22 protein-coding genes and 1 pseudogene are annotated in these 23,814 nt (G+C 60.6%); 6 read left to right on the plus strand and 17 right to left on the minus strand.

The features are described from left to right. Positions 1 to 67 precede the first annotated feature (67 nt). From IM738_RS10785 to IM738_RS10825, 9 genes are all read right to left on the minus strand, one after another. Positions 68 to 1,252: an acetyl-CoA C-acyltransferase family protein gene (locus tag IM738_RS10785; protein ID WP_236965855.1), complete on the minus strand. Its 1,185-nt coding sequence runs from the start codon at positions 1,250 to 1,252 to the stop codon at positions 68 to 70. A gap of 251 nt (positions 1,253 to 1,503) precedes the next feature. Then, positions 1,504 to 3,198, minus strand: coding sequence for an AMP-binding protein (locus IM738_RS10790; RefSeq protein WP_236965857.1), 1,695 nt, complete (start codon positions 3,196 to 3,198; stop codon positions 1,504 to 1,506). A 187-nt stretch (positions 3,199 to 3,385) separates the two neighbouring features. Next, complete coding sequence (locus IM738_RS10795; RefSeq protein ID WP_236965858.1) at positions 3,386 to 4,738, minus strand: MFS transporter; 1,353 nt, start codon at positions 4,736 to 4,738, stop codon at positions 3,386 to 3,388. Positions 4,739 to 4,902: 164 nt separating this feature from the next. Next, the gene (locus tag IM738_RS10800) at positions 4,903 to 5,679 is read right to left on the minus strand and encodes an enoyl-CoA hydratase/isomerase family protein (RefSeq protein ID WP_236965860.1); all 777 of its coding nucleotides are present in this window, start codon (positions 5,677 to 5,679) and stop codon (positions 4,903 to 4,905) included. 45 nt (positions 5,680 to 5,724) lie between these two features. Then, the gene (locus tag IM738_RS10805) at positions 5,725 to 6,558 is read right to left on the minus strand and encodes an amidohydrolase family protein (RefSeq protein WP_236965861.1); all 834 of its coding nucleotides are present in this window, start codon (positions 6,556 to 6,558) and stop codon (positions 5,725 to 5,727) included. A 15-nt stretch (positions 6,559 to 6,573) separates the two neighbouring features. Beyond that, positions 6,574 to 7,296, minus strand: a complete 723-nt coding sequence (locus tag IM738_RS10810) for an NAD(P)H-dependent oxidoreductase (protein ID WP_236965863.1) — start codon at positions 7,294 to 7,296, stop codon at positions 6,574 to 6,576. Next, positions 7,293 to 8,027, minus strand: coding sequence for an enoyl-CoA hydratase-related protein (locus IM738_RS10815; RefSeq protein WP_236965864.1), 735 nt, complete (start codon positions 8,025 to 8,027; stop codon positions 7,293 to 7,295). Before IM738_RS10815 ends, IM738_RS10810 begins: the two co-directional genes overlap by 4 nt. Then, positions 8,024 to 11,566 (minus strand): indolepyruvate ferredoxin oxidoreductase family protein, encoded by a 3,543-nt coding sequence (locus IM738_RS10820; RefSeq protein ID WP_236965866.1) that lies wholly within the window; start codon positions 11,564 to 11,566, stop codon positions 8,024 to 8,026. The genes IM738_RS10815 and IM738_RS10820 overlap by 4 nt, the downstream gene beginning before the upstream one ends. Before the next feature lie 229 nt (positions 11,567 to 11,795). Continuing rightward, on the minus strand, positions 11,796 to 12,083 hold the full coding sequence (locus tag IM738_RS10825) for a hypothetical protein (protein ID WP_236965867.1): 288 nt from the start codon (positions 12,081 to 12,083) through the stop codon (positions 11,796 to 11,798). A gap of 116 nt (positions 12,084 to 12,199) precedes the next feature. Between IM738_RS10825 and IM738_RS10830 the strand changes: the two genes are divergently transcribed. Beyond that, the gene (locus IM738_RS10830) at positions 12,200 to 13,192 is read left to right on the plus strand and encodes a GlxA family transcriptional regulator (protein WP_236965869.1); all 993 of its coding nucleotides are present in this window, start codon (positions 12,200 to 12,202) and stop codon (positions 13,190 to 13,192) included. A 283-nt stretch (positions 13,193 to 13,475) separates the two neighbouring features. Here IM738_RS10830 and IM738_RS10835 read toward each other — a convergent pair whose 3' ends face one another. The 5 genes and pseudogenes from IM738_RS10835 to IM738_RS10855 all read right to left on the minus strand — a co-directional run bounded on the left by IM738_RS10835 (position 13,476) and on the right by IM738_RS10855 (position 17,472). Further along, on the minus strand, positions 13,476 to 14,522 hold the full coding sequence (locus IM738_RS10835) for an IS110 family transposase (RefSeq protein ID WP_236965870.1): 1,047 nt from the start codon (positions 14,520 to 14,522) through the stop codon (positions 13,476 to 13,478). Positions 14,523 to 14,743: 221 nt separating this feature from the next. Beyond that, positions 14,744 to 14,944 (minus strand): annotated as a pseudogene (locus IM738_RS10840) (IS5/IS1182 family transposase); the annotation flags it as partial. A gap of 60 nt (positions 14,945 to 15,004) precedes the next feature. After that, positions 15,005 to 15,706: a GntR family transcriptional regulator gene (locus IM738_RS10845; RefSeq protein WP_236965872.1), complete on the minus strand. Its 702-nt coding sequence runs from the start codon at positions 15,704 to 15,706 to the stop codon at positions 15,005 to 15,007. Positions 15,707 to 15,826: 120 nt separating this feature from the next. After that, positions 15,827 to 16,129 (minus strand): hypothetical protein, encoded by a 303-nt coding sequence (locus IM738_RS10850; protein WP_236965873.1) that lies wholly within the window; start codon positions 16,127 to 16,129, stop codon positions 15,827 to 15,829. A 23-nt stretch (positions 16,130 to 16,152) separates the two neighbouring features. Next, positions 16,153 to 17,472, minus strand: coding sequence for a C4-dicarboxylate transporter DctA (locus IM738_RS10855; protein WP_236965875.1), 1,320 nt, complete (start codon positions 17,470 to 17,472; stop codon positions 16,153 to 16,155). Between the two features lie 145 nt (positions 17,473 to 17,617). On the opposite strand from IM738_RS10855, the gene IM738_RS10860 reads away from it, so the two are divergent. The 4 genes from IM738_RS10860 (at position 17,618) to IM738_RS10875 (ending at position 20,295) form a co-directional block, all read left to right on the plus strand. After that, positions 17,618 to 17,785, plus strand: a complete 168-nt coding sequence (locus tag IM738_RS10860) for a hypothetical protein (RefSeq protein WP_236965877.1) — start codon at positions 17,618 to 17,620, stop codon at positions 17,783 to 17,785. A gap of 414 nt (positions 17,786 to 18,199) precedes the next feature. Next, complete coding sequence (locus IM738_RS10865) at positions 18,200 to 18,973, plus strand: enoyl-CoA hydratase/isomerase family protein (RefSeq protein WP_236965878.1); 774 nt, start codon at positions 18,200 to 18,202, stop codon at positions 18,971 to 18,973. Between the two features lie 8 nt (positions 18,974 to 18,981). Continuing rightward, positions 18,982 to 19,662, plus strand: a complete 681-nt coding sequence (locus IM738_RS10870) for a glutathione S-transferase family protein (protein WP_226493230.1) — start codon at positions 18,982 to 18,984, stop codon at positions 19,660 to 19,662. Between the two features lie 6 nt (positions 19,663 to 19,668). Further along, on the plus strand, positions 19,669 to 20,295 hold the full coding sequence (locus IM738_RS10875; protein WP_236965880.1) for a 2-hydroxychromene-2-carboxylate isomerase: 627 nt from the start codon (positions 19,669 to 19,671) through the stop codon (positions 20,293 to 20,295). Here IM738_RS10875 and IM738_RS10880 read toward each other — a convergent pair. From IM738_RS10880 to IM738_RS10890, 3 genes are all read right to left on the minus strand, one after another. Next, positions 20,271 to 20,987, minus strand: a complete 717-nt coding sequence (locus IM738_RS10880) for a Crp/Fnr family transcriptional regulator (protein ID WP_236965881.1) — start codon at positions 20,985 to 20,987, stop codon at positions 20,271 to 20,273. The two genes, IM738_RS10875 and IM738_RS10880, sit on opposite strands and share 25 nt — an antisense overlap. Before the next feature lie 83 nt (positions 20,988 to 21,070). Continuing rightward, complete coding sequence (locus IM738_RS10885) at positions 21,071 to 22,060, minus strand: hypothetical protein (RefSeq protein WP_236965882.1); 990 nt, start codon at positions 22,058 to 22,060, stop codon at positions 21,071 to 21,073. A gap of 146 nt (positions 22,061 to 22,206) precedes the next feature. Next, positions 22,207 to 22,683 (minus strand): Lrp/AsnC family transcriptional regulator, encoded by a 477-nt coding sequence (locus IM738_RS10890; protein WP_236965883.1) that lies wholly within the window; start codon positions 22,681 to 22,683, stop codon positions 22,207 to 22,209. A 297-nt stretch (positions 22,684 to 22,980) separates the two neighbouring features. On the opposite strand from IM738_RS10890, the gene IM738_RS10895 reads away from it, so the two are divergent. Continuing rightward, entirely contained in the window at positions 22,981 to 23,814 is an 834-nt protein-coding gene (locus IM738_RS10895; protein WP_236965884.1) for an acetoacetate decarboxylase family protein, read from the plus strand.

Here is a 23,814-nt window from a genome sequence, read left to right on the forward strand (position 1 = left end):
ACTCGATGCCTGGATTTCAGAGAGTTCCCGCTGCGGCACGACGCCGCATGCGAGAAGTGACACAAGGTCAAACACGTTCGAAGATGGCGGCGATGCCCTGCCCTCCACCGATGCACAGCGTCACCAGCGCATAACGTCCACCAGTGCGGTGCAATTCAGCGATCGCCTTCGTCGTGATGATTGCGCCCGTCGCGCCGACGGGGTGACCCAGAGAGATGCCGGAGCCGTTCGGATTCACCTTGTCCGGATCAAAGCCAAGCTCCTGAATCACCGCGCAGGCCTGTGCCGCGAACGCCTCGTTCGACTCGATCACATCCAGGTCCTGGACTTTCAGGCCCGTGCGCGCCAGCACTTTGCGCGTAGCCGGGATGGGGCCGATACCCATATAGGCAGGCTCCACACCCGCGTGCGCATAGCCCACCAAGCGGGCCAGCGGCTTGAGGCCCAGCGCGTTCACACGTCCGCCCTCCGCCAGCACCACGGCACCCGCGCCATCGTTGATACCCGACGCATTGCCAGCAGTGACCAGACCATTCTTCTTGAAGGCGGGCTTCATCGCGGAAAGGGATTCGAGCGTCGTGTCACCCCGCACGTGCTCGTCGGTATCGAACAGCACCACGCCCTTGCGGGTCTTCACCTCCACCGGAACGATCTGTTCCTTAAAGCGGCCAGTCGCGATGGCCGCGGCCGCGCGTTGCTGGCTGAGAACCGCCAGTTCATCCTGCTGCTTGCGCGAGATCTTGAAGCGCTCCGCCACGTTCTCCGCGGTAATGCCCATGTGGATCTTGTCCCAGGGGTCATGCAGGATGCCGAGCATGTAGTCAACCAGCGTCGCATCACCCATGCGGGCCCCATAGCGCGCCGAAGTGTCGATGTATGGTCCGCGGCTCATCGACTCCGAGCCCCCTCCGATGGCGATCTCGCAGTCGCCCTGCGCAATGGCCTGCGCCGCCGAGACAATGGCCTGAAGCCCAGAGCCGCACAGGCGATTGACGTTGAATGCCGGGGTCTCTACCGGTATTCCCGCATCGATGGCGGCGATGCGGCTGAGGTACGCATCCTTCGGATCGGTGGGGATCACATTCCCGATGACGACATGCCCGATGGCGTCGGGCGCAACGCCGCTGCGTTCCAACGCGGCCTTGACCGCAGTGGTTGCCAACTGAGTGTTTGGCACATCCTTCAGCGCACCGCCAAAGGTGCCGATGGCTGTACGAGCGGTGGCGACAACAAAGATTTCGCGAGCATTCATGAAGGGCCTGTGAGAAGCTGAAGAAATGGTCGGATTGCGTCGATGCATGAAGACGGAATGGCACCCGATGGCAAGTACTTTAGAAACTTCAGCCTCTGTCGGATAGTGGCTAAATTGACTGTTTCTATGCGTATTCCGTCAATCCGGAATCGCAAGGATGCGCGCCAGCATCCGCTTCTGGAGTCCAGAAAGAGCAAGAGCGCCTTGCACCCCTCCCAGGCGCTCAGGTCGAGAGATATCTCAGGCGCGACTCACGCAGACGCCGCGTCATTGAGACGTAGTTCTTCTTTCATCATCTCCCGCATCACGAACTTCTGGATCTTTCCGGTGACCGTCATCGGAAAGCTCTCAACGAATCGGATGTATCGAGGGATCTTGTAGTGGGCAATCTGCCCTTTGCAAAACGCCCGCAACTCATCTTCACTGAGAGTGGCACCGTCGCGAAGGACAACCCATGCGCACAGTTCCTCGCCGTATTTCTGGTCCGGCACGCCAATCACCTGCACGTCCTGGATGGCGGAATGGCGATAGAGAAACTCTTCGACCTCCCGCGGGTAGACGTTCTCGCCGCCTCGAATCACCAGATCCTTGATGCGGCCCGCGATGTTGACGTAGCCGTCCTCATCAATCGTGGCGAGATCCCCTGAGTGCATCCAGCCTTCTGCATCGATGGCCTCGGCGGTCTTCGCTGCGTCCTCCCAATATCCGCGCATCACGGAATAACCGCGAGTGCAAAGCTCGCCCACGGCCCCCACAGGAAGAATCTCCCCGGACTCCGGAGATATGACTTTCAACTCCAGGTGAGGCAGCACGTTCCCGATGGTGGAAACACGTTTCTCCAAGGGGGTGTCCGTGGTGCTTTGGCAGCTTGCCGGACTGGTTTCGGTCATGCCGTAAGCGATCGTCACCTCGCCCATGTGCATCTCGCTCACGACACGCTTCATCACTTCAATGGGACATGGCGAGCCGGCCATCACCCCTGTGCGTAGCGTCGAGAGGTCAAACTCCTTGAAGCGCGGGTGGTCGAGTTCGGCAATGAACATGGTTGGCACACCATGAAGCGCCGTGCACCGCTCGTCTTGCACCGCCCGCAGCACCGACACGGGCTCGAACGCTTCGTTCGGGTACACGATGGTCGCGCCATGCGTCAGAGCGGCAAGGTTGCCGACCACCATTCCGAAGCAGTGGTACAGCGGCACCGGGATGCAAAGACGGTCGTCTGGGGACAGCCGCATGGCTTCGCCAATGAAGAACCCGTTATTCAGCACGTTGCGATGGGTCAGGGTCGCGCCCTTGGGAGAACCCGTGGTACCGCTCGTGAACTGAATGTTGATGGCATCGGTGTTCCGCAATCGCGCCCCGAGGGAGTGGACGGCCTGATCGGCCGGGTCGCCCATCGCAAGCAGATCCCAGAAGCGCATGAAACCGGGAACCGTATCGCTTCCAATCTGGACGACGGTTTTTAGCGACGGCAGTCTGGCGGACTCAAGGCGTCCAGGAACCGCATGGCTCACTTCATGTGCGATGCACCGGATCATCTCCAGATAGTCGGTCGTCTTGAAGGTTGGCATCATGATCAACGCCTTGCATTCGACCTTGTTCAGCGCGTACTCCAGCTCAGCCACCCGATACGCCGGATTGATGTTGACGAGGATGACCCCGGCTTTGGCTGTTGCGAACTGGGAGACGAGCCATTCGACGTTGTTGTGCGACCAGATCCCGATCCTGTCACCGGGCTCCAGTCCCATTCGAAGCAAAGCGCTCGCCATCCGGTTGACTTCGCGCTGCAACTCGAGATAGGTGTACCGGATGCCTTGGTGACACGAGACCACCGCTTCCTTGTCGGGGAACCTTCCGACTATCTCGTCGAAGAAGGCGCCGATCGTCTGCTCGATCAGTGGCTTGTCCGTCGCTCCACGCGAATAGCTCGTCTCTAACTTGGTCATCGATTCAGTCTCCAATAGTTCATTCACCCAAGCCCCGCGCGCCTGGAAGCTGTGCGTAGCGCCAACGTCACTCGCCTCAACGAATGGATGCCTTCGTGTGACAGCGCCTGGCCGCCTTTCTCAAGAGAACGGCAATGCTCTGGTGAACCACGTTTCACCCGCTCGATATCAATAGCTCACCAACGGTTCATGAAGCACGTGCAGAGGCTGCAACGCCCCCCTTCGCATCCGCCCCGTGGACAGACGCGGCGCGGTGGTGGTCGATCAAAGCCACCGCGACGACGCCGACGGCTCCCGCCAAGGCAATCGCGATGAAGTTCTGCTCCAGGGGCAATTGCATGGACATCAGCATGCCGATACCGATCGGTGCCGCAATCCCGCCAGCACGCCCCACGCCCGAAGCAAATCCCACTCCAGTGGAGCGGACAGCAGCCGGATAGAACTGAGCGGCGTAGGCATAGACCAGAATCCCGGTGCCCAGCGTGGAAGCGCCGACAACAGCGATAACCAGGGCCAACGGCTGCACGCCATAACCCAGCAGCGTCAACGAAACCACGGATGCGGCGAAGAAGGTGCACAGGACCCACTTGATGTTCAGCTTGTCGCCAAGCCAGCCACCGAGCACAGCCCCAACGATGGCACCGCCGTTGTAGATCAGCAGGAAGTTCAGCGCGGAGCCAACGCTGTGGCCTGCCATGGCCATCAGTTTGACGAGCCACGTACTCAGCGCATACATCATGAACAACGCAGTGAAGAAGGCTGCCGAGAACATGACCGTACTGAAGCCGCGCCCGTTCTGAAACAACTTGCCAACGGGCGCGCCATCAGCTTTGCCATCCACTGGCATCTGAAAACGCGCATCGGCAGGAAGAAAGTGGCCCGGCGCGATGCGGGCCACGATCTGTCGAAGGCTTGCATTGTCATTGCGCTTCATCAAGAAGGACATCGACTCAGGCATGTACTTCAGAATGAATGGAATCAGAATGACCGGTGCACCTGCCGCGAAGAACACCGACTGCCACCCGTAGATCTCCAGGAACTGCTTGCCAATCAGCGTGGCAAGCACACTCCCCACCGCATAGCCGCACAGCATCGCAGTCGCCAGCACCCCTCGCAGCTTCTTGGGTGCGTACTCGGTCATATGCGCAGTCGTGCAAGGCAATGCGCCACCAATGCCGAGCCCCGCAATGAAGCGCAAGACGCTGAAAGTGACGGGATCGCTCGCCAGGGCGGCAGCCGCAGTGAAGGCGCTGAAAAGAAATACCGAGATCGAAAGCGCCCAGCGACGGCCAATCTTGTCGGCAAGCATGCCCAGGCCCATTGCGCCAAACATCATGCCGAACAGCGCCGAACTCGTCATGAACCCGGCCGTTGTCGGGTCAACGTTCATGTCTTTCATGATGGCCGGGAGCGCGATTCCCGCAACGGCCAGGTCGTAGCCGTCGGCGACGATGATCACGCCACACAAGAAGAGAACAACAAAGTGGAAGCCGTTGAATCTGGCTTCGTCTACAAGCTTTTGAATGTCTATGTGATGCATACGGTCCACTCCATCGCAAGTTGAAACGCTGTCAATGGTCTTGACACAGAGATCTGTTCTGAAAACCATGGCAAAGTGACCTCCTCCCTCAGTGAAGGGGCGGAGGTAAAACGGTCTGCCAGATGAGATGCGCGTTGAAGGTACGACGCGCATTGCGCGTCGCTCTATTTGCGCTTGTGCATGATCTCGAGCCGACGGCGATCCTGGGCCTGCCGGTTGCCGGGGTCGCTCATGCCATTCGGCAGCAAGGCATCGAGAGCAACGGTGCGCTCGTCGATCTGCTTGTTCGTCGCATCCTGAAGCGCCTTCTTGGACATCGAATAGGCGACGTTGCAGTCGGGAGTGATGCAGCGCGCATAGCGAATGGCCGTGGACAACAGCTGGTCCGGCTCCACCACTTCATGAAAGAACCCCAGTCGCTCGGCCTCTTCCAGACCATACAGTTCGCCCCGCAAGGTGGTCAGCGCACCCACCTTGTCGCCCAAGGCGTACTTGATGATCTCCACGTAGGCGGCAGGCATGGGAATGCCGATGGGGACTTCGTTGAGCCCGAACTTCGCGCTCTTGCGGGCCGCGACGCGGAAATCACAATCCAGGGCAGTGATCAGGCCACCCGCAATGGCATGGCCGTTGATGGCCGCCACCGTGGGCCGGGGGTACCGGAAGATGCGCAGATTGGTTTCGCGGTAGGCCTTGTACCAGTCGCGGATCTTGTCGAGGCTGCCGCTTCCGAAGATCTCGAAGCTGTACTGGAAATCGATACCCGCCGAGAACGCATCGCCCTGTCCCGTCAGGACGACGGGCAGCTCGCTGAACTCGTGTTCGAGGCGATCGAATGCTGCGTGCAGGTCAGCGAAGAACTGGTCGTTCTGGACGTTGACCTTGTTGGTGTTCATGCGCACGACGGCGCATTCATCAATGACTTCGATATCCCATGCCATGTGGCGTCTCCTTTTGTTGAAAAATCGAAATAGCGGTCGGTAGATTCACTTTTCCAGCTTGAACGCGTGACGCGCATTACCCGCGAGGAACCGTTGGAGCACATCATCTCCGAGCTCCAGCGCCTGGATATCCTTCAGGCATTCGGCGGGGGTCAGCATGGGGTAGTTGGTGCCGAACACCACCTTGTGCTTTCCGGGACCGCGCATGTAGGCCACCAGCTCCGGGGGAAAACGGGAAGCCTTGTAGGCCGAGGTGTCGACGTAGACATTCGGGTGTTTCATCATGAGCGAGATCATCTCGTTCACCCAGGGGAAGCCGATGTGCCCGCCGACGATGCGCAGTTCTGGAAACTCGTGCGCGACGTTGTCCAGGTAGGGGATTGGCCGCCCAGGCTCCGAAGGCCGCATCGGGCCGGCATGGCCCACCTGCAGGCAGAACGTGATGTCGAGCTCGACGCATTCGGCATAGAGGGGGTAGTACCTGCGGTCGTCGGGAGGGAGCCCCCACAGCCAGGGCAGGACCCGCAGGCCCTTGAAGCCGAACTCCTTCACACATCGGCGCAGTTCCCTCACCGCGTCCATTGGCCTGTTGATGTCGACGGACGCAACGCCGACCACATATCCGCCGTGCGCCTTGACCGCGGCGGCCACTTCGTCGTTCGTGATCATCGGCCCCGCGGGCCCCCACCACGCGCTCGCGATCGTCCGCGAGACACCTTGCTCGCGGAATGTCTTGAGCGCCTCGTCGTGCGAGATGTCCGGGTTGTCCTGCGCCAACGTCCGCCAAGCCGTCGGCCATCGACGCAAAGAATCGAACATAGGGTCCAGCAAGTACGCCTTGTTCGGAAGCTGCATCCATACATCGATGATTTCGGTCATCTCACTGCTCTTGAGTCAGGTTGATGAAGTCTGCGCCGCCTTGGGCCGGAACTGGTCGTCGAAATCATCCAGGCTGGGCATGGGCAGTACCGGCCGGCTGTCGATGTTCTCCACGGCGTGGAAAAGCTTCATGAGCATGCCGGTACGCTCCGTGTTGTCCACGTAGGGGACGTGGTACGCAAAGAACGGCTCATGGACGGAATAGCCTACATACCCCAACGTGCCTTGCAGGAGGTGCTTGAGCATGTCCTTCAGTTCACCATGGATCGAGTCGGGGCCAAACATGTAGTCCCGCCCACCCAGAGACGCTACGACCATCGCGCGTTTGCCGCGCATGCCGCCTTGGTCGTAAACCCGCGTTCCACCGTAAAAGACACCGGACAGGAACACCCGGTCGATCCAACCCTTGAGTTGAGCCGGTACCGAGTACCAGAAGATGGGGAATACCAGCACGAGCAGATCAGCATTGCGCACGGCCTCGACCTCGGTGGCAATCTGCGGGTCGATGGTCTGGTTTTGCCAGGCATGACGCTGCTCCAGTGGATAGACCAGATAGTCCTCGCGTGACCTGTCACCAAAATCATCTGCACCGGCCACAGCATTGAAGTTGATAGCCTGCAGATCGGTCACGCTCGTCTGCCAGCCATCTTTCTCCAAGGCCTCCTTGGTCATGTCGCGCATGGCTGCGACGAACGAGTTCGGTTCGGGGTGCGCGTAAACGATGTGTGCGCGTTTCATTGCGTGCTCTCCATTGTCTTTCGACGGCGGCCGACGGCCGCGTTGATTTCGATCACCTCTTCGTCAATGCGTTGGTGATACTCGCTGCTGGGATGCAGCCAGTCCTTGATGCGACGAAGAATCGTGGGATCCTTCGAAGCGAGAAGCTTTGCACGCTCCCAGCCTCGTGCATGAATCTCCGCCGCGGGCGAGACCTCTGCGACAAGTCCCCACTCGCATGCCTCGGCGCCCGTGAACTTCTCGCCGCCAAGGAGCAGGCGCTTGGCCCGCGGCAGGCCAACGGCCCGCTGCAACAGCAGCGTGCTGGCCGCCTCAGGACAAATGCCCAGGTCGATGAAGGGAAGCCGCAAGGCCGCGTCGGCACTCGTCACCACCCAGTCGGCATGCAGCAGCCAAGTCACGCCGATCCCGGTGGCGGAGCCATGCACCGCGATCACGACAGGTTTCCTCACGTCGGCGATGGCGTGCAGGAAGGTCGGCACGGCATCCTGCGGCTGCTGAGGCCATTCGTCGAAAGCCTTCAAGTCATGCCCGGCGCAGAACACATCGCCCGCACCCGTCACCAGAATGCAGCGCACGTCGTCTCTTTCGTCGGCGGCGTTCAGGGCCTCGGCGATCGCCGCGAACATGGGCATGGTGAGCGCGTTGCGTTTTTCAGGCCGGGCTATGCAGAGATGCCATACCCCGTCCTGCACACTGCACTGGATGGATTCGGTACTTTCCGTACTCACGACGAGGCTCCTTGCAAACGGTGTCCGTGGGTCATCGGCGGAATGTCCTTGCCGGTAATCTCGCCCAGCAAGGCACGCTGGCGTTCACGCGCCTCCTCGATGGCTTTCAATTTCACGTGCCCGAACCCACGGATCTGCTCAGGAATGCGTGCCAGCTCCAGACACTGCTTCGGCTGGGCTGCGATGAAAGGCAGCGTCGCCTGGATACCCTGCATGTATTCCTCGATCAACGCGCGCTCCGTCCTGCGCTCATGCGTGTATCCGAACGGATCGAACAGCGTGCCCCGCAGGAACTTCAGCTTCGCAAGGACTGTGAACGCCGACGCCATCCAGCCGCCGTACAGCCGCTTGCGCGGCAAGCCGTCCGAGCCGCGCCGGGCGAAGAGTGGCGGCGCCAGGGAGAACCCCACTTTGTATTCGCCATCGAACTGGCTTTCGATCAGCTTGCGCAGTTCCGCAGACGAATGCAGGCGCGCCACCTCGTACTCGTCCTTGTAGGCCATCAGCTTGAAGAGATTCCTGGCGACAGCCTGTTCGTAGCCGCCGGGCTTAGCGGCACCGGACGAGCGTACCGTCCGCAGAAAGTCTTCGTACTGTTGCGCATAGCTGCTGCCCTGATAGGCCACCAGCCGGTCGAGGCGTTCTTGCACCAGTTGCGGCACGTCTTCCTTGCCGGCCCTGGGAATCCACTGCACCACCGCAGCGGGCTTCGCCACCAGCCGCTCTGGCGACGCCACGTACTGCCGGCCGATCTTGAACGCGCGCAAGTTGGCATCCACCGCCTGCCCGTTCAGCTCGATCGCGCGGCGCAGCGCATCGTGCGACAGCGGCACCTGCCCAGCCTGCCAGGCCGCACCCAGCAAGATCATGTTGGCATAGACGCTATCTCCGCAGTAGCGCACCGCGATGTCATGGGCCGGGATCTTGGCCAGGCTTTTCTCTGCGCACGCCTGCTCGATGGTGGTCCACAGCGCATCGTTCGGCATGCTGAAGTCGCGGTTGCGCTGGAAGTCGGAGGTAGGCGATACATTGGTGTTCACCATGGCGCGGCAGTTGGACTTCAGCCGGCTGATGGAATCCGGATGCGCGCTCACCACCAGATCGCCCCCGATGAGCGCATCGGCAGCGGCGTCCGGTATGCGTGGCGCATGGACGTCGTCGGCCGTTGCCGCGATTCGCACATGGCTCCACACCGCGCCGCCCTTCTGGGCCAGGCCGGCCATGTCCATCACGGAGCAATGCAGGCCCTGCAGGTGCGCCGCCATGCCCAGGATGTTGCCAATCGTCAGCACGCCCGTGCCGCCGATGCCGTTGACCAGCACGGCGTAGCTGGTGTCCAGCACGGGCAGTTGGGGATGGGCCGGCTCGGGCCAGGCTGCCGGATCGCCTTCGGAGCCGGCACCGGAGCCGACCGGCTTCTTGCGCAAGGCCCCGCCCTCCACAGCCACGAAGCTGGGGCAAAAGCCGTCGGCGCAGGAGTAGTCCTTGTTGCAGGAGGACTGGTTGATCTGGCGCTTGCGGCCCAGCGGCGTCTCGAGCGGCTCGATGGAGACGCAGTTGCTCTTGACGGTGCAGTCGCCGCAGCCTTCGCACACTTCCGGATTGATGACGTAGCGGACCGGAGGATCCGAGTATTTGTTGCGCTTGCGCCTGCGGCGCCTTTCGGCGGCGCAGGTCTGGTCGTAGACCAAGGCGGTCACGAAGGGCAATTCGCGCAGTTCGCGCTGGACGGCGTCCAGGTCGCGCCGGTGATGGAAGGTCGTGCCAGGCGCAAACGCTGTTTCGTGCCCCTTGTATTTCTCGATGTCGTCACTGACGACCACGACGCGTGCCACGCCTTCGGCATGCAGCAGTTGCGTCAGCATCGGTGCGGTGAGCGGTCCGTCGTGCGGCTGCCCGCCCGTCAGCGCCGTAGCATCGTTGAACAGGACCTTGAACGTCATCGGCGTCTTGGCCGCCACGGCCTGACGGATGGAGAGCGAGCCCGAATGGAAGAACGTGCCATCGCCCATGTTGGCGAACATGTGCGGCCGCTTGGAGAAGCGGCTTTGCCCCACCCACGGAGCACCCTCGCCACCCATGTGCGTGTAGCTCTCGGTACGGCGATCCATCCAGTTGGCCATGTAGTGGCAGCCGATCCCGGCCGTGGCGCGCGACCCCACCGGCACCTTGGTAGAGCTGTTGTGCGGGCAGCCGGAACAGAAGTACGGCGTGCGCATGAGGGGTGCCAGGAGCTTTCCCTTTTCTGGCGTGGAGGGGAGCGCCTGGCATGCGTCCATGCCTGCGGCATGCAGCCGCGCCTGCAACGCCGCCGCGATGTCCACGGGCCCGAGTTCGGCATCTCCGCGCAAGAGGCGCTGTCCATGCGGAATCTCGAATTCCGCGCATTGGAGGCCGCCACTGGACTTGCCCACGACCTGGGGCGCTTTCTCGCCGCTGGCGGCAAGCGGGTAGAGGATGTCCTTGACCTGCTGCTCGATCAGCGCCCTCTTCTCTTCGACCACGAAGATCTCGTCGAGGCCCTGCGCAAACTCGCGGATGATCTGCGGCTCCAGGGGCCAGACCATGCCGAGCTTCAAAAGGGCAATGCCCCTCGCGGCCAGATCCTGCTCGCCGATGCCGAGCAGCCTGAGTGCTTCGCGCACGTCGTTGTAGGGCTTGCCGCCCGCAATGATGCCGATGCGGGAACCTTCGCTCTTGGCCACGATGCGGTTCAACCCGTTGGCACGGCAGTAGGACAGCGCCAGGGGCAGCTTGGTGCGCACGATCCGCGGCTCCTGCGTCGCCCACACGTCGGGCCAGCGGATGTGGACGTCTTCCGTCGCCTTGAAATCCTCGGGCGGCCGGCATTCGACCCGGAACGGATCAACGTCCGCGATCGATGTGGTCTCGACGATATCCCCCACGCACTTGAGCCCCACCCACAGGCCCGACGCGCGGCTCATTGCCCAGCCATGAATCCCGTAGTCGAGGTATTCCTGCACGGTGCTCGGGTACAGAATGGGGATGAACGACGCAACCAGCAACTGTTCGCTCTGGTGCGCGAACGAGGATGACTTGGCCGTGTGGTCGTCGGCGGCCAGCACGAGCGCGCCGCCATGCGGTGAAGTTCCAGCCGCATTGGCATGCTTGAGGGCGTCCGCGCTTCTGTCGACGCCAGGCCCCTTGCCGTACCACATGGCGAACACACCATCGACTGTGGCCTCCTCCGGGTGCTGCATCAACTGCTGGGTTCCCCAGCAGGCGGTCGCTGCCAAGTCTTCGTTGAGGCCCGGGATGAACTCGATCTGCTTTTCCTTGAGGAGCTTCTGGATGCCCCAGAGCACCTGGTCCAGACCCGACAGCGGCGACCCGCGGTAGCCACTGACGAATCCGGCGGTATTCAACCCTGCCGCGCGGTCTCGCGCACTCTGGTTGAGCAGCAGCCTGACCAGCGCCTGCGAACCGCTGATGTAGGCAGGACCACGGTCCAGCTGGTAGCGGTCCTCGAGTTTCGCAGGACGCAGCAATGCTCCCGGCAGCGGCGTGACCTCAGACATGCCGCACCCCCGCATGTTGGACACAGGCGGCAAAAACATCACTGAAATATGTCTCGCGCGAGGCAGCTGCACGCGGTGAAAGACTCATGGGGAACTCCTTGTATTTGTTGCTCGGTCGGGATGCCACCCCTCTATTAGCCGACACGCAGCCCTGTTCGTACATTGGCGAAATTGACTTTGTTTATGCCAAATTCGCCATCACACATCAAGATGCAAACAGTGGAGGCACTCAGAACGAAAGTCCAAAAACGAAATATGCGATGCTGGCCACGACTGCCATCGCGATGGCGGGAACGGCCACCAACGCATACCCACGATAAAAATCCAGCGCTTGGCTGGCGGGGACGACAGCGAATCCGTGGCAACTTCCCACTATGGCGATTCGGTCGCAGCAGTCACAAGCGGGATAGGGTTCTCCGTCGACGACCTGGCGAGAGTTCGCCTTCATCTGGGGCTGCAAGGCTTGATCGCAGCTGGGAACGTCGCTGCACAATGACTCAAGGGGTATGTCGCTCATCTCCGTGCTCCTTTTTTTGTAGTCACTGGTCTAGTGACCAGCAGGGCTCATTAGGCGGATTTCCACGCCTTGGTGTAAATTGTCATAATTGACATGTTCTATGCCGTTTACGACCAATGCCACGTGCCGCCATCCTCACCTTCGACGGCTGCTACGCCTCCAGCGTGGCAGGATTTGCCGACATCCTTCAGATCGCGAATTCGCATCTAAGGCTCGAACAAGCGCCGGCGTCGGCTCTATTCGAGTGGCGTTTCGTGTCGCCGTCGGGCGAAGCGGCGATTGCCAGCAATGGCCTGCCTCTGCAAACCCACAAGTTGGGGCCGCGAGAACGGTATGACTTGGTGTTTGTTCCCAGCTTTCACTATGGTGGGCACCGACAGTTCGACCAGTTCCTCGACCGGCAGACCGATGCCTGTGCTTGGCTGACGGCGCAATGGCGCGCAGGATCGTGGGTCGCCGCAAACTGCACGGGTACCTTCATCCTGGCCCAGACAGGCTTACTCGATGAGCGCGTTGCAACGACCACATGGTGGCTTGAACGGCAGTTCAGGGAGAAGTTTCCACGTGTCGACCTGCAACTGCGTCCTGTGATCACCGAGATTGACCGCCTGATGTGCGCGGGCGCGTCAGCGTCGTATCTGATTCAGACCATTCGTGTCATTGAGCGCTTCTCGGGGCCGGTCATTGCGTCGCAGTGCGCGAAGGCCATGCTGATTGACGTGAGTCAAACCAGCCAGATTCCCTATCTTCCATTGCTCGCCCAAAAGAACCACTCCGACGCGCTGGTGCATCGAGCCCAGCGCTGGCTCCAGGGCAACATGACCAAGGATCTGAGGATCACCGAGCTCGCCGATACGCTCGCGGTCAGCGACAGAACCCTCATCCGGCGCTTCCGCAGCGTGCTGGATCAAACGCCGCTGGCCTATCTCCAAGATCTTCGACTAGAAGCTGCGCGCGCGTTGCTCGAGACCAGTTCGCACAGCGTCGAAGAAGTGGCGAGCCAGGTCGGATACAGCGACACCAGTTCCTTTTCCAGACTCTTCCGTCAACGCATCGGGATGAGTCCGGGGGCCTACCGCGGCCGCTTCCAGATGGACTCCACGCTCTAAGGAAGGTCTTATATGGGTGTCTCCAGAAGAGCAAGATTCGGCGGCGTGAAGGTCTGAAGGGTTTGCAGTCTTAGTTCGGCCTGTCGGTGCAGGGTGTTCGTCATGCTGGCCCTGATGGCATTCGCGGGTGAGGCTCCTGTCTGCACATCGGGCTGGATGCCCTGCTTCCTTATCGGATTGCCCCCACCCCGGTTCGACCTGTTGACCCATCACATCGCTTCCTGCGTGCTCTCCTTCAAAACGGTTTCTTGGCGTTTGGTATGTTCAGTTCATCGTGGTGGTCTCAGGCTGCGGCGAGGTCAACTGGATTCCATCTGACCTGGTCAAAGGCTTTGCCTTTGACCAGGACTGCCCAGGCTGTTCGGGCCAGCTTGTTGGCCAGCGCCGCGACCACCACGCTGTATGGGCGGCGCAGTAACAGCCTCTCGATCCAGCCGCTGCGCTGGCTCCTGGCAATGACTGCGCGGGCGCCGTGCATCAACATGGTCATCACATAAGGGTCGCCGCGTTTGGAGATCCCTAACTGCCGAGTCTTCCCGCCGGTGCCAGTCTGTCGGGGCGTCAGTCCCAACCAGGCGGCAAACTGCCTGCCTGACTCAAAGCTGGACAGGTCTGTCGCGGTAGACACCAAGGCTGTCGCCGTCAACGGGCCGATACCCGGTATGGCTTGCAGTGCCTGCATGTGCTGGTTCTGCTTGACCATCGAGGCCAGCCGTTTGTCCAGTTGGTCGATATCGACCTGCAGGCTGTCGATGCGACGAAGTTGATCCTGAACGCTGGCGACCACCACCTCAGGCAGTCGAGCTCGCTCCTGCGCCTTGGCCAGTTCATCCTGAATGCGCTTGAGCAACACACGATGTCCTTCCGGCAGCACGATGCCGAACTCGTAGAGCAAGCCACGCAATGCGTTGGTTTGCATGATCCGCACCTTCATGAGCTGAGCGCGCAAGCGGTGTAGGGTCAGACAGGCTTGCTGCTGCTCGTTCTTGACTGGCACGGCCTTGATGTGAGGTTGCTGGGCCGCTACCCAGATGGCCTGTGCATCACGTGCATCGGTCTTGTCGCGCAGGACAAAGGGACGGACATGCTTGGCGGGCAGCAGCTTCACTTCATGCCCCAACGCCTGCATCGTTCTGGCCCAGTGGTGCGCGCCGCCACAGGCTTCCAACGCGACGAGCGAGCTCTGACGATTGGCAAAGAAGGTAGTCACCCGGTCACGCCTGAGTTTGTGCCGCGTGACTTCACCGGTCTCGGCATCCACGACGTGGAGCTGGAACACGTTCTTGGCAATATCCATTCCGATGACTGGCAGCGTTGCGGTAGATTGCATGGTGGGGCCTCCGGTTCTCAGTGGTTGCGACGAACTTCCACTTAGGCACCTTGACGCCGTTACCGCGAGGCCCCACCCTGTATCGGGCTATGGGCCTACGCCATCACGGCGGTGCAGGTGGAGACGTCCATGCCATCTGCACACTTGTCGGCTGAGCACGCAAGCCGAATACACGTGTGCAGACCGTTGATCGTCAAAAAAACTTGCAAAAGGCGTCGGGGCCATACATCGATAAAGTGAATACGCTGCATGGTCTCGACAGCAAACCGCGGGCGCCCACCCCTGGCGCCGGGCGCCGGGACACGCAGTGCGATTAGCTAACCCGGCTCGGCCCAAGGCAACACCAGGCTCATCTCGTCCAGGAACTCGTGCTTGCGCGTTCTCTTGGACTTGCGCTCGAATCCGCTCTCGCTCAGGCTCATTTACTTCATGCCTTCACGGTCTCATATCGCGCGATCAGCGCCGGCTTGTGCAGACCTTACCTAGAGGACTTTGCGCAGAGGCGGCCGCGTCAACCGAGAAAGCGCCGCGCGCAGCCGTTCGTTGGCGGGTGTGGCGTCGGGTGCTGACGAGCCCAGTGCGGCTTCGACGCTGCCGATGTGCTCAAGCATGCGCTGGCGAGCCAGTTCTAGCTGGCCTTTCTCGAGTGCGGCCACGATGCCCGCATGTTCGGCGCAGGACTGTCCAGCATCATGTTTGGATTGGTACAACGACGCGGCCAAGGTGGTGCGCGCGGTCAGGTCACGCAGGACATCGCACAGAAGTCGGTGGCCCAGGCATTCGGCCAAGCAGACATGGAAATCGGCCAGCAGGAAGGCCCGGGTTGCGGCATCGGCCTCTTCGATGGCCTGTTCTTCCTGGGCGATATGCTGGCGCAACCGGCGCAGCACAGACTGCAGCGGCCGTCCGGCCTCGCGCAGGATGCCGGTCTCGATGATGCGCCGGGCCGAAAAGGCATCGCGCGCCTCCTCGATGGAAGGCTCCACGACATACCAGCCTTTGCGGGTACGCACCTCCACAAAGCCCCGTGCCTGCAACTGCATCAGCGCTTCGCGGACCAGAGTGCGGCTGACACCGAACAGTTCAGCCAATTCCTGCTCGCCCAAGCGCTCTCCGGGAGCGAGTTTTTGCGCGAGGATGGACTCGACGACCTGTTGGGCGATCTGGACTTGGTTGGAGCTCATGTACGCTGACGAGTGTAGCCACCTGCCCGCTCAGGACCCGGCACGTTTAAAGAAGCTCGAAGGCAGCGTCGTCTTGAACCAGACCATGGCGCTGATAGTCTGCGCCTGTGACTCACCAGCCTACTGCAGGAGACGGTCCGCGCTCTGCACCGGAACCAGTTCAAGCTTGACCTTCATGCCGATGGCGGGCATGTGCGCAATGGTGATGTCGTATCCCTCGGTGTTGCCGTTCTTGATGAAAGCACAAGGCGGAAACTCCTTGGGCTCCACCACTCGAAGCAGGCGCTGGGTCATGATCTGATCCAGCGCGTCGCCCGCTCTAGAGGGCACAGGCTGCGCCAACAGGGTCTTTGTATACAGCAAGCCGAGGCCCACCACCGTGCCTGAGATGAGCCGGCGGTGGCAAGGACTTGGGATGGTCATGATGGACTTTCGGCCGGGATACGTCAGGCCTTGGCAGGCACGGGGCTCACGTCGATATCCATGTCGTCGTCAATCGGGGGCACAAAGCGGTCATCGAGCACCGCATGGGCTCGCTCGCGGTCAATGTCGCCTTCCCAGGCTGCAACTGCCACCGTTGCAACACAGTTGCCGATCAGGTTGCCCACGGCGCGGGCGATGCCCATGAACCAATCCACCGACAGCACCAGCACCAGACCGATGGCCGGGATCGCGGGAATCGCCTGCAGCGTAGCGGCCAGAACCACGATGGCCGAACCCGGCACGCCATGCGCGCCTTTGGAGGTGACCAGCGAGATGGCCAGGATGGTCAGCAGGTCGGTCATCGAAATGGGTGTGTTGGTAGCCTGGGCAATGAAGACGGCCGCCAGCGTGATGTAGATCGAAAACGCATCGAGGTTGAAGGAGTAGCCGGTGGGAATGACCAAGCCGACAGTGGAGTCGCGAATACCCATGCGCTTGAGCTTGGCCATGACTTGCGGCAGCACGCTGTCCGACGAGGTGGTTGCGAACACCACCATGAGTTCTTCACGCAGGTACTTCAACAGTTTGAAGAGACTGAAACCGGAAAACCGCATGATGCTGCCCAGCACCACGGAGACAAAGATGATCACCGCGGCATAGAACAGCACGACCAGCATGCCCAGTTGCTTGAGTGACCCGATACCGTACTTGCCGACGGTGAAGGCTATGGCGCCCAACACGCCCAGCGGTGCCAGCTTGATGATGATGCCCATGGTCTTGAAGAGCACGTGCGCCAGCTCGTCAATCAGACCGACCACCTTCTGGCCCTTGTTGCCCAGCATGGCCAGCGCGCAGCCGAACAGCACCGAGAACAGCAGCACTTGCAGCACGTCGCCATTGACGAAAGCACTTACCGCAGTGTTGGGGATCAGCTTCATCAAAAACTCCACCGTGCCGCCGCCGGTGAGCTTGCCGGCGTTTTCGGCGTAGGCGCTCATGGCCTTGGCGTCCAGCAGTTTGGGATCCACATTCATGCCAACACCGGGCTGGAACACGAAAGCCAGTACCAGTCCAATCACCAGCGCGATAGTGGTGACCACCTCAAAGTAGATCAGCGCCTTGACCCCGACGCGGCCAACCCGCTTGAGATCGCCGGCGCCTGCGATGCCGTGAACGACCACGCAAAAGACGATCAGGGGAATCAGCATCTTGATTAGCTTGATGAAGCCGTCGCCCAAGGGCTTGAGCTTGACGGCAGACTCCGGCCACAGGAAGCCGACGATCACGCCGATGACAAGGGCCAGTACAACCTGGCCAAACAGGGAGCGGAAAAACTTGGGCATGGAAGTCTCCGGTAGTAGCAATAATTGTTGGCAGCGAGTTTGCTTGCACGCAAATCTTGCATACAAGAAATGTAGACAAACTTGAAAACTGCTGTCACAGGGTTATCCCGATGTGCCACCCAAGACTGTTTTCAAGGTGGCGCGCGTGATCGCTGTGCGCACCCGGTGGATCGGCCCGGAAGCGCACGCCGACAACCTGATCCAGTCGCGGCTGGATTTCCTGGAGGCAAAAGACCGGCGATTGCAGCGCACCGTTTCCACGCCGACAGTAAGCAATTGGATGGACGCCCCACCCGCGCCGGCACCAACGTGAATACCAAGGGACGTCCCACTTTCGGGTAACGGCATCGAGTGCCAAGATTGACGTTGCTTGGAAGTGAATCTGCACCTTTGAACGGAGCAGTCCCTTGAGCAAGATTGCACGTGTCGTCGTTGATTTGGCCAAGAATCATATTCAGAGGCATACCGTGGATGAGACCGGCAAGGTGGTAAGCACCCGGGCGCTCAAACGCGAAAGGTTCATAGCTTGGTGCGTCATGTTTGAAGTCCCCTTTAAAACATGAACCACCCGGAAGTAGAGAATTCCCCCAGGGCGTCTATGTGCGGATGTCTGAAGCGACCAACTGATCAAGAGTGGAGTTGTCGTCGCAATGACAACATGCTTCTTTTGCCATCCCTAGACTGCAGTGAAGTCAATCAAGACGAGCAGCTTTCAAGGAGAAACGACATGGCATGGGACATCGAAGTCATTCAAGAGTGCGCCGTGGTGCACATGAACACCAACAAGGTGAACGTTCAGAACGACCAGTTCTTCAGCGATCTGCACGGTGCTTTTGATCGACTGGAGAAGGAGTTCAGTGAACTGCCGGTGGTGCTGACGGGTCAAGGCAATGCGTTCTCCGCGGGGATCGACTTCCAGTACAGCTTCGAAATCTTCGGCAGCGGCGACCCGGACAAGATTCGAGATTGGTACCGGACCTACCGCGAGACCAACCTGCGCATCTTCACCTACCCCCGCCCCACCGTCGCAGCGGTGAACGGCCATGCCATCGCCGGTGGACTCATCACGGCGCTGGACTGCGACTTCCGGGTGGCGGCCCGAAAGACAGCCAAGTTCGGCCTCAACGAAGTGCCCATTGGCATCCCGATGCCGGCTGCCTACGTGGAGATCATCAAGTACGCCCTGGGGGATCAGGTCGGCGCATTGACCACGCTGCGCGGCAAGCTCTACGACTTCGATGAGGCCGAAAAATTGGGCTTCTTCCACCAGGTCGTGACAGAGGATCAGCTCATCGACACCGCCATCGGCTACGCACGCTGCATCACACCCGATTGCAACACCGCCTACGCAATGTCCAAGAAGGCATTGAAGGACGGGGTCATGCGTCAGATTCAGGAACGAACTGTGGCGCTGGATGCCCAGTTGCCCGCAGGCATGAGCGACGAAGGCAATCGCCATGCACAGGACCGTCGCCGCCAAGAAATCATGCACAAACGCTGATCACAACCATGATTGACCTCTACAGCTGGTCTGCGCCCAATGGCCACAAGGTACACATCCTGATTGAAGAGCTGGGTATTCCTTACCGGATCGTCCCGATCAACATCACGACCGGTGCGCAGCACGAGGACACCTACCGGGCCATCAACCCGAACGGAAAAATTCCGGCCATCGTCGATCACGCCCCGCTGGGTGGTGGACCGTGCCACACGGTGTTTGAGACCGGCGCGATCCTGTTGTATCTCGCGGAGAAAGAAAAGCGGTTCTTGCCAGAAGACATGCGAGAGCGCAGCGACGTGATGCAGTGGCTGTTCTGGCAAGTCGGCGGCCTGGGCCCCATGATGGGACAGGCTCAACACTTCTTCCGGTATGCCTCCGAACAGGTGCCCTACGGCATCGCCCGGTACCAGAAGGAAACCCGGCGCCTGCTCAAGGTCATGGATGACAGGCTGCAGCACCACGAATACCTGGGCGGTGCGTACTCCATTGCCGACATGGCCTGCTTTCCCTGGATCAGGATCCACAAGTTGACCGGTATCGATCTGGACGAATTTCCCAACATCCAGGCCTGGTACAGCCGGATTCGCGCCCGGCCTGCGCTGGACCGTGCCCTCAACCTTCTGCGTGAGCAATGGGTGGACGTTTCGAAATCCGATGAGGCCAAGCGCAACCTGTTTCAGAAGGGGTAACCGGAGATGCCCGAGCCAAGCGACCGCACCGTTGATGTCTTCATCGACCTGCGCAGCCCCTACTCCTACCTGGCCATCCAGCCAGCCCGCGATCTGGAAAAATCAAGCGGTATTCAGCTCGATTGGTGGCCATTCATCACCGACTTTCAGTCGGCCTATGGCGGGGAGATCGAAGAACGCAGCCCCAGGGATGTGGCGAAGCTGAAGTACCTCTACATGGACTGTCGGCGCCTGGCCAAGGCACAAGGCCTCACCATTCGAGCCACCACCAAGCTGTGGGACGCAACCCTGGCGAGCCAAGCCATGCTGTTTGCCAAAACACAGCATCGACTGTGGGAGTTTTGCGACCCGTTGCTGGCCGCTTTCTGGCGCAGGGAGTTTGATCTTGAGTCACCCGAGCAGCTGACAACGGCGCTGGTGACAGCGGGATTGCGTGCGGACGACTGGGCGGCATACCAAGAGAGCCGTGCCGCCAGCGACCTGGAAACGGCATTGACTCGCGCAGAGCAGCTGGGTGTGTTTGGTGCCCCTACCTTCGTGTGGCAAGGCGAACTGTTCTGGGGTGGTGACCGGCTGCCATTGCTCAAAGCCGCACTGGCGTCGAGTGTTCAGCTGGACTCGAACCCCGCCTGACCCTCGGTCAGGACATACACGCGCAACCTTTGTACGTCGACAAACAGCATGCCTTTGTTGGCCTCGATGCTGACGAGTCCCCGGCGTTTGAACTCCCCCAGCGCCACGTTGACCCGCTGCCGTGACAGCCCACAGATCAATGACAGTTCGTGCTGTGAAACTGCCAATGCCTGAAAACCCTCGTGCCGGTCCTTGGCCACCATCAGCAACCCGCGCGCCACACGCACTTCGGGCTTGAGCAACCTGGACGCCACCAGCATGGTCACGAAGGCCCCCATTCGGGCATTCATGATCTCCGTCAGGTAGTGGTTGAACGGAATCGACGCGTGGCGCAGTGTGTCGAACGTCTGCACCGGAATGCAGCAGATGTGTGCAGTGGTGAGCGCGCGCAAGTCGTAGCGCCGCATTTCCTTTTTGAGCAGGGATCCGTCGCCGCCCCATTCGCCTTCCCGCAGGCAATAGAGAGTGGTCTCCGAACCGTCAGAGCCCACCACGTACATCTGCAGATACCCCTGAAGCAACCCGTACCAGTAAGTGCTGGGCATGCCCTCACGGGCGATGTAGTCACCGGGCTCTGCGTGCTGCTCTGTTGCGGTTTCCAGGGTCAGCGATTGAAGATCTGCAGGCAAGGCACGGAACCACGCCCACCCATCCAGAAACTGGACGATGCTGTCGCTCACTTTTGCACTCATGCTGTTCACTCAAGGCCCATCTCGAATCAATGTTAGTGAACATCTTCACCGGCGGATAGGGGCGCGTCGCCACGAGGAGACGCTTACACAACCAATGAACCGGAGGTGTGGTCTCCAAGGCCGAAGTGTTCCGGCACCGTCCAACCGATCGCCCGCCATGACTTGACCACCCGCTGCCGGCGCGCCTCCCGCCCGAGTGAGAGCAGCGGCAGGTCCCGGTGCCACCGCGCCAACTTGTTCGGGGAACTGCGTCCCCACAAAAATTCGGACTCGTGAATGACTTCGCCCGCTCCTGAAAGAACGCCAGCCGTCAGAACATGCGTCTCAGCGAGGTGCGGGTCCAGCGTTGAGCATCCGTGAAGGCCTGCGATGGCTGCGACGCACTGTTGCGCCCAGGTGGTGGGCCATGATGCCAACCGTCCTTCGCCCAACAGGTAGGCCAGGGTGCAGCCCGTCACGAAGATATCTTCTCTGAGTCTGAAGGGCTTGGCATAGTCTGAATAGCCGTCGCCGGGAAGAACGTGAGAAGACGGAATCCCGACATCGCCAAACGTGACTTCAACGTGGGTCAGCTCCGGAACCGGTCCTTGATGTTGTCGACGCGCCAAGGCAATGCCAGGGGTGTGAAGCGGGACTCGAACGCAGGCCAGGCTGCCGGGGCCTTTGGCCAATCCAGCCGCGCTACGCGCCAGGACGAACAGTTGCAGTTCTTCAGGTCCGTCAAGGGTCCACCCTTTTTTTCCATGAAGCGACAGAGCGCCGTTGGCGTTGGAGACTACCGTTTCGATGTCCGTGATCTTCCGACCTGACTCGTTGACGCAAAAGGCGCTCACCACGCCATGGCGGGCCTGGGCCGGAAACGTGGTCTGAATGGCGCCCTGGTAGCCACTGAAAAAAGCCCAAGCGAGGCGGTCAGCTCGAACCGCCGCAGCGGCGGCTGCCACGAAGGGGCCGTGTACAGCCAGCGCGATCTGCTTTTCGCGCCATGACGGCAGCCACGTCGCGAGGTCCTCACATTCGAACGGCTGCTGATCTGCGGTCAAAAGGTGTTCAAGAAGAACGTTCAACGACATCGGCGGTCCTTGGCTGAAGGTTTTTGGCTGGCCTGGCAATCTGCTGGGGTGCCCCGGAAAAGCGTGCCTCTTGATTGTTTCCGCCACGGCCGCACTGGCTTGTCATTGCGACGACAAGGCGATGGGAGTCGACCGGCGCACGCCGATCAAATGGGCAGCGCCGATGTCGACTTAATTTTTTGCATCGGGATCTCGGTCTTGACACTCTGGGCACCCGCGATCCTCGTCAGGTGCTCGCCTTGAAACCTTCTGTAGGCATCGAGGTCGGCCGCAACAACACGCAGCAGGAAATCGCAGTCACCAGCCATGAGATGGCACTCAACGACTTCAGCGAACCGTTGAACCTCGGCCGTGAACCCGTCAATGGTTTTGGCGTCCTGACTCTTGAGCCATATCCGCACGAAGACGGTGAGCCCGATGCCCAACTTCGCCGGACTCAGCTGCGCTGCATAACGCTCGATCACACCCGACTCTTCGAGAAGTTTGACCCGCCGCAAGCACGGTGAGGGCGAAAGGCCCACCCGCTCAGCCAAGTCCACGTTCTGAATGCGCCCCTCCTCCTGGAGGACCCGAAGAATTTTTCGGTCAATGGCATCGAGAGGTTTTGGAGCGTCTGTATTCATGCTGCGAAAGATGGATTTTCAAATTGGCACAGCGATTCAAGCATGGAAATTTTGCGAGCACATGATGCTAACCATGGATACATATGAGGCTAAAAACGCAACCAAATTTCCGCTGATTAGCGATAAATTTCATCACAGAAGCAACCGCAAGTGGTGTGAAGGCTGACCACTTGTCCAGGCGCTCGCTCAATCAGCCGCCGGCTTTCACCACAGCAGGCCAGCGCCAGTCGCAGCAGGGGCCATGAGCTGCAGTGTTGATGGATCACACGGTCTTCAGACAAAGAACAGGAACCAGAGATGACACGATTCGCCACCGCCCAGGGCTTCATGGGCCCCTTCTCGCGAGACGGTGCTGCCAGCATTGCCCCAACACCCCCTTGGCACTACTCGGCAGACTTCTCCACCATCGAATGCTGGGTGGATCCCGCCGCCGTCGAGGCGTTGCTCCCGCCAGGGCTCAGCCTTCACCCCGATGAGCCCGGACTCACCACGGTTTCTTTTGTCGACTGGCAGGCGTGCACGGATACGGGCGGCGAGCTGCTCGATCCCATCCGTGCTCAGTATCGGGAATGCATCGTGCTGGTCAGCGTGCAGTACGAAGGCCAACTGATGCAGTACTGCCCCTACATCGTGGTTGACCAGGACACCTCGCTGGCACGTGGATGGGCGCTGGGCTACCCAAAGAAGATGGGCTCGGTGTGGGTGACCCGATCCATGGGGGTGAAGTCCATCGCTTCACCGGGCATCGAAGCCGGTGCATCGTTCGCCGGCACGGTGACCGTCAAGGACCGACGGATTGCCGAGGGCCACGTGACGCTGACTCGGCCTGCAGACGGTCCTGCAGCGACCTTTGGCCGCCGTCCCATCGTGGCGCTGCGCCACTTTCCGTCGATGTTCGAGGGTCAACTCGATCAACCGGCGGTGTACGAGCTCGTCCGGTTGCAGGCCGAGAATGTACAGGCGGGCCCTGTGTGGGAGGGAACGGCATCGCTCAACATTTTCGACAACCCCATTGAACCTCTCAGTACGCTGCGTCCGACCCGCATCGGCCGCGGCTGGCGTTACTCCCTCGCCATGACCAACCGATCAAACCACTTGCTTCGTGACTTGCGCGAAGCCACCCAAAACTGA

Origin of the sequence: Hydrogenophaga sp. SL48 (assembly GCF_021729865.1) — a bacterium.
Lineage (GTDB): Bacteria > Pseudomonadota > Gammaproteobacteria > Burkholderiales > Burkholderiaceae_C > Hydrogenophaga.

Excerpts from the sequence above, each read along its gene's own strand:
- IM738_RS10785 (WP_236965855.1), bottom strand. The coding sequence starts at position 1,252 with ATGAATGCTCGCGAAATCTTTGTTGTCGCCACCGCTCGTACAGCCATC.
- IM738_RS10790 (WP_236965857.1), bottom strand. The coding sequence starts at position 3,198 with ATGACCAAGTTAGAGACGAGCTATTCGCGTGGAGCGACGGACAAGCCA.
- IM738_RS10795 (WP_236965858.1), bottom strand. The coding sequence starts at position 4,738 with ATGCATCACATAGACATTCAAAAGCTTGTAGACGAAGCCAGATTCAAC.
- IM738_RS10800 (WP_236965860.1), bottom strand. The coding sequence starts at position 5,679 with ATGGCATGGGATATCGAAGTCATTGATGAATGCGCCGTCGTGCGCATG.
- IM738_RS10805 (WP_236965861.1), bottom strand. The coding sequence starts at position 6,558 with ATGACCGAAATCATCGATGTATGGATGCAGCTTCCGAACAAGGCGTAC.
- IM738_RS10810 (WP_236965863.1), bottom strand. The coding sequence starts at position 7,296 with ATGAAACGCGCACACATCGTTTACGCGCACCCCGAACCGAACTCGTTC.
- IM738_RS10820 (WP_236965866.1), bottom strand. The coding sequence starts at position 11,566 with ATGTCTGAGGTCACGCCGCTGCCGGGAGCATTGCTGCGTCCTGCGAAA.
- IM738_RS10825 (WP_236965867.1), bottom strand. The coding sequence starts at position 12,083 with ATGAGCGACATACCCCTTGAGTCATTGTGCAGCGACGTTCCCAGCTGC.
- IM738_RS10830 (WP_236965869.1), top strand. The coding sequence starts at position 12,200 with ATGCCACGTGCCGCCATCCTCACCTTCGACGGCTGCTACGCCTCCAGC.
- IM738_RS10835 (WP_236965870.1), bottom strand. The coding sequence starts at position 14,522 with ATGCAATCTACCGCAACGCTGCCAGTCATCGGAATGGATATTGCCAAG.
- IM738_RS10845 (WP_236965872.1), bottom strand. The coding sequence starts at position 15,706 with ATGAGCTCCAACCAAGTCCAGATCGCCCAACAGGTCGTCGAGTCCATC.
- IM738_RS10850 (WP_236965873.1), bottom strand. The coding sequence starts at position 16,129 with ATGACCATCCCAAGTCCTTGCCACCGCCGGCTCATCTCAGGCACGGTG.
- IM738_RS10855 (WP_236965875.1), bottom strand. The coding sequence starts at position 17,472 with ATGCCCAAGTTTTTCCGCTCCCTGTTTGGCCAGGTTGTACTGGCCCTT.
- IM738_RS10865 (WP_236965878.1), top strand. The coding sequence starts at position 18,200 with ATGGCATGGGACATCGAAGTCATTCAAGAGTGCGCCGTGGTGCACATG.
- IM738_RS10870 (WP_226493230.1), top strand. The coding sequence starts at position 18,982 with ATGATTGACCTCTACAGCTGGTCTGCGCCCAATGGCCACAAGGTACAC.
- IM738_RS10875 (WP_236965880.1), top strand. The coding sequence starts at position 19,669 with ATGCCCGAGCCAAGCGACCGCACCGTTGATGTCTTCATCGACCTGCGC.
- IM738_RS10880 (WP_236965881.1), bottom strand. The coding sequence starts at position 20,987 with ATGAGTGCAAAAGTGAGCGACAGCATCGTCCAGTTTCTGGATGGGTGG.
- IM738_RS10885 (WP_236965882.1), bottom strand. The coding sequence starts at position 22,060 with ATGTCGTTGAACGTTCTTCTTGAACACCTTTTGACCGCAGATCAGCAG.
- IM738_RS10890 (WP_236965883.1), bottom strand. The coding sequence starts at position 22,683 with ATGAATACAGACGCTCCAAAACCTCTCGATGCCATTGACCGAAAAATT.
- IM738_RS10895 (WP_236965884.1), top strand. The coding sequence starts at position 22,981 with ATGACACGATTCGCCACCGCCCAGGGCTTCATGGGCCCCTTCTCGCGA.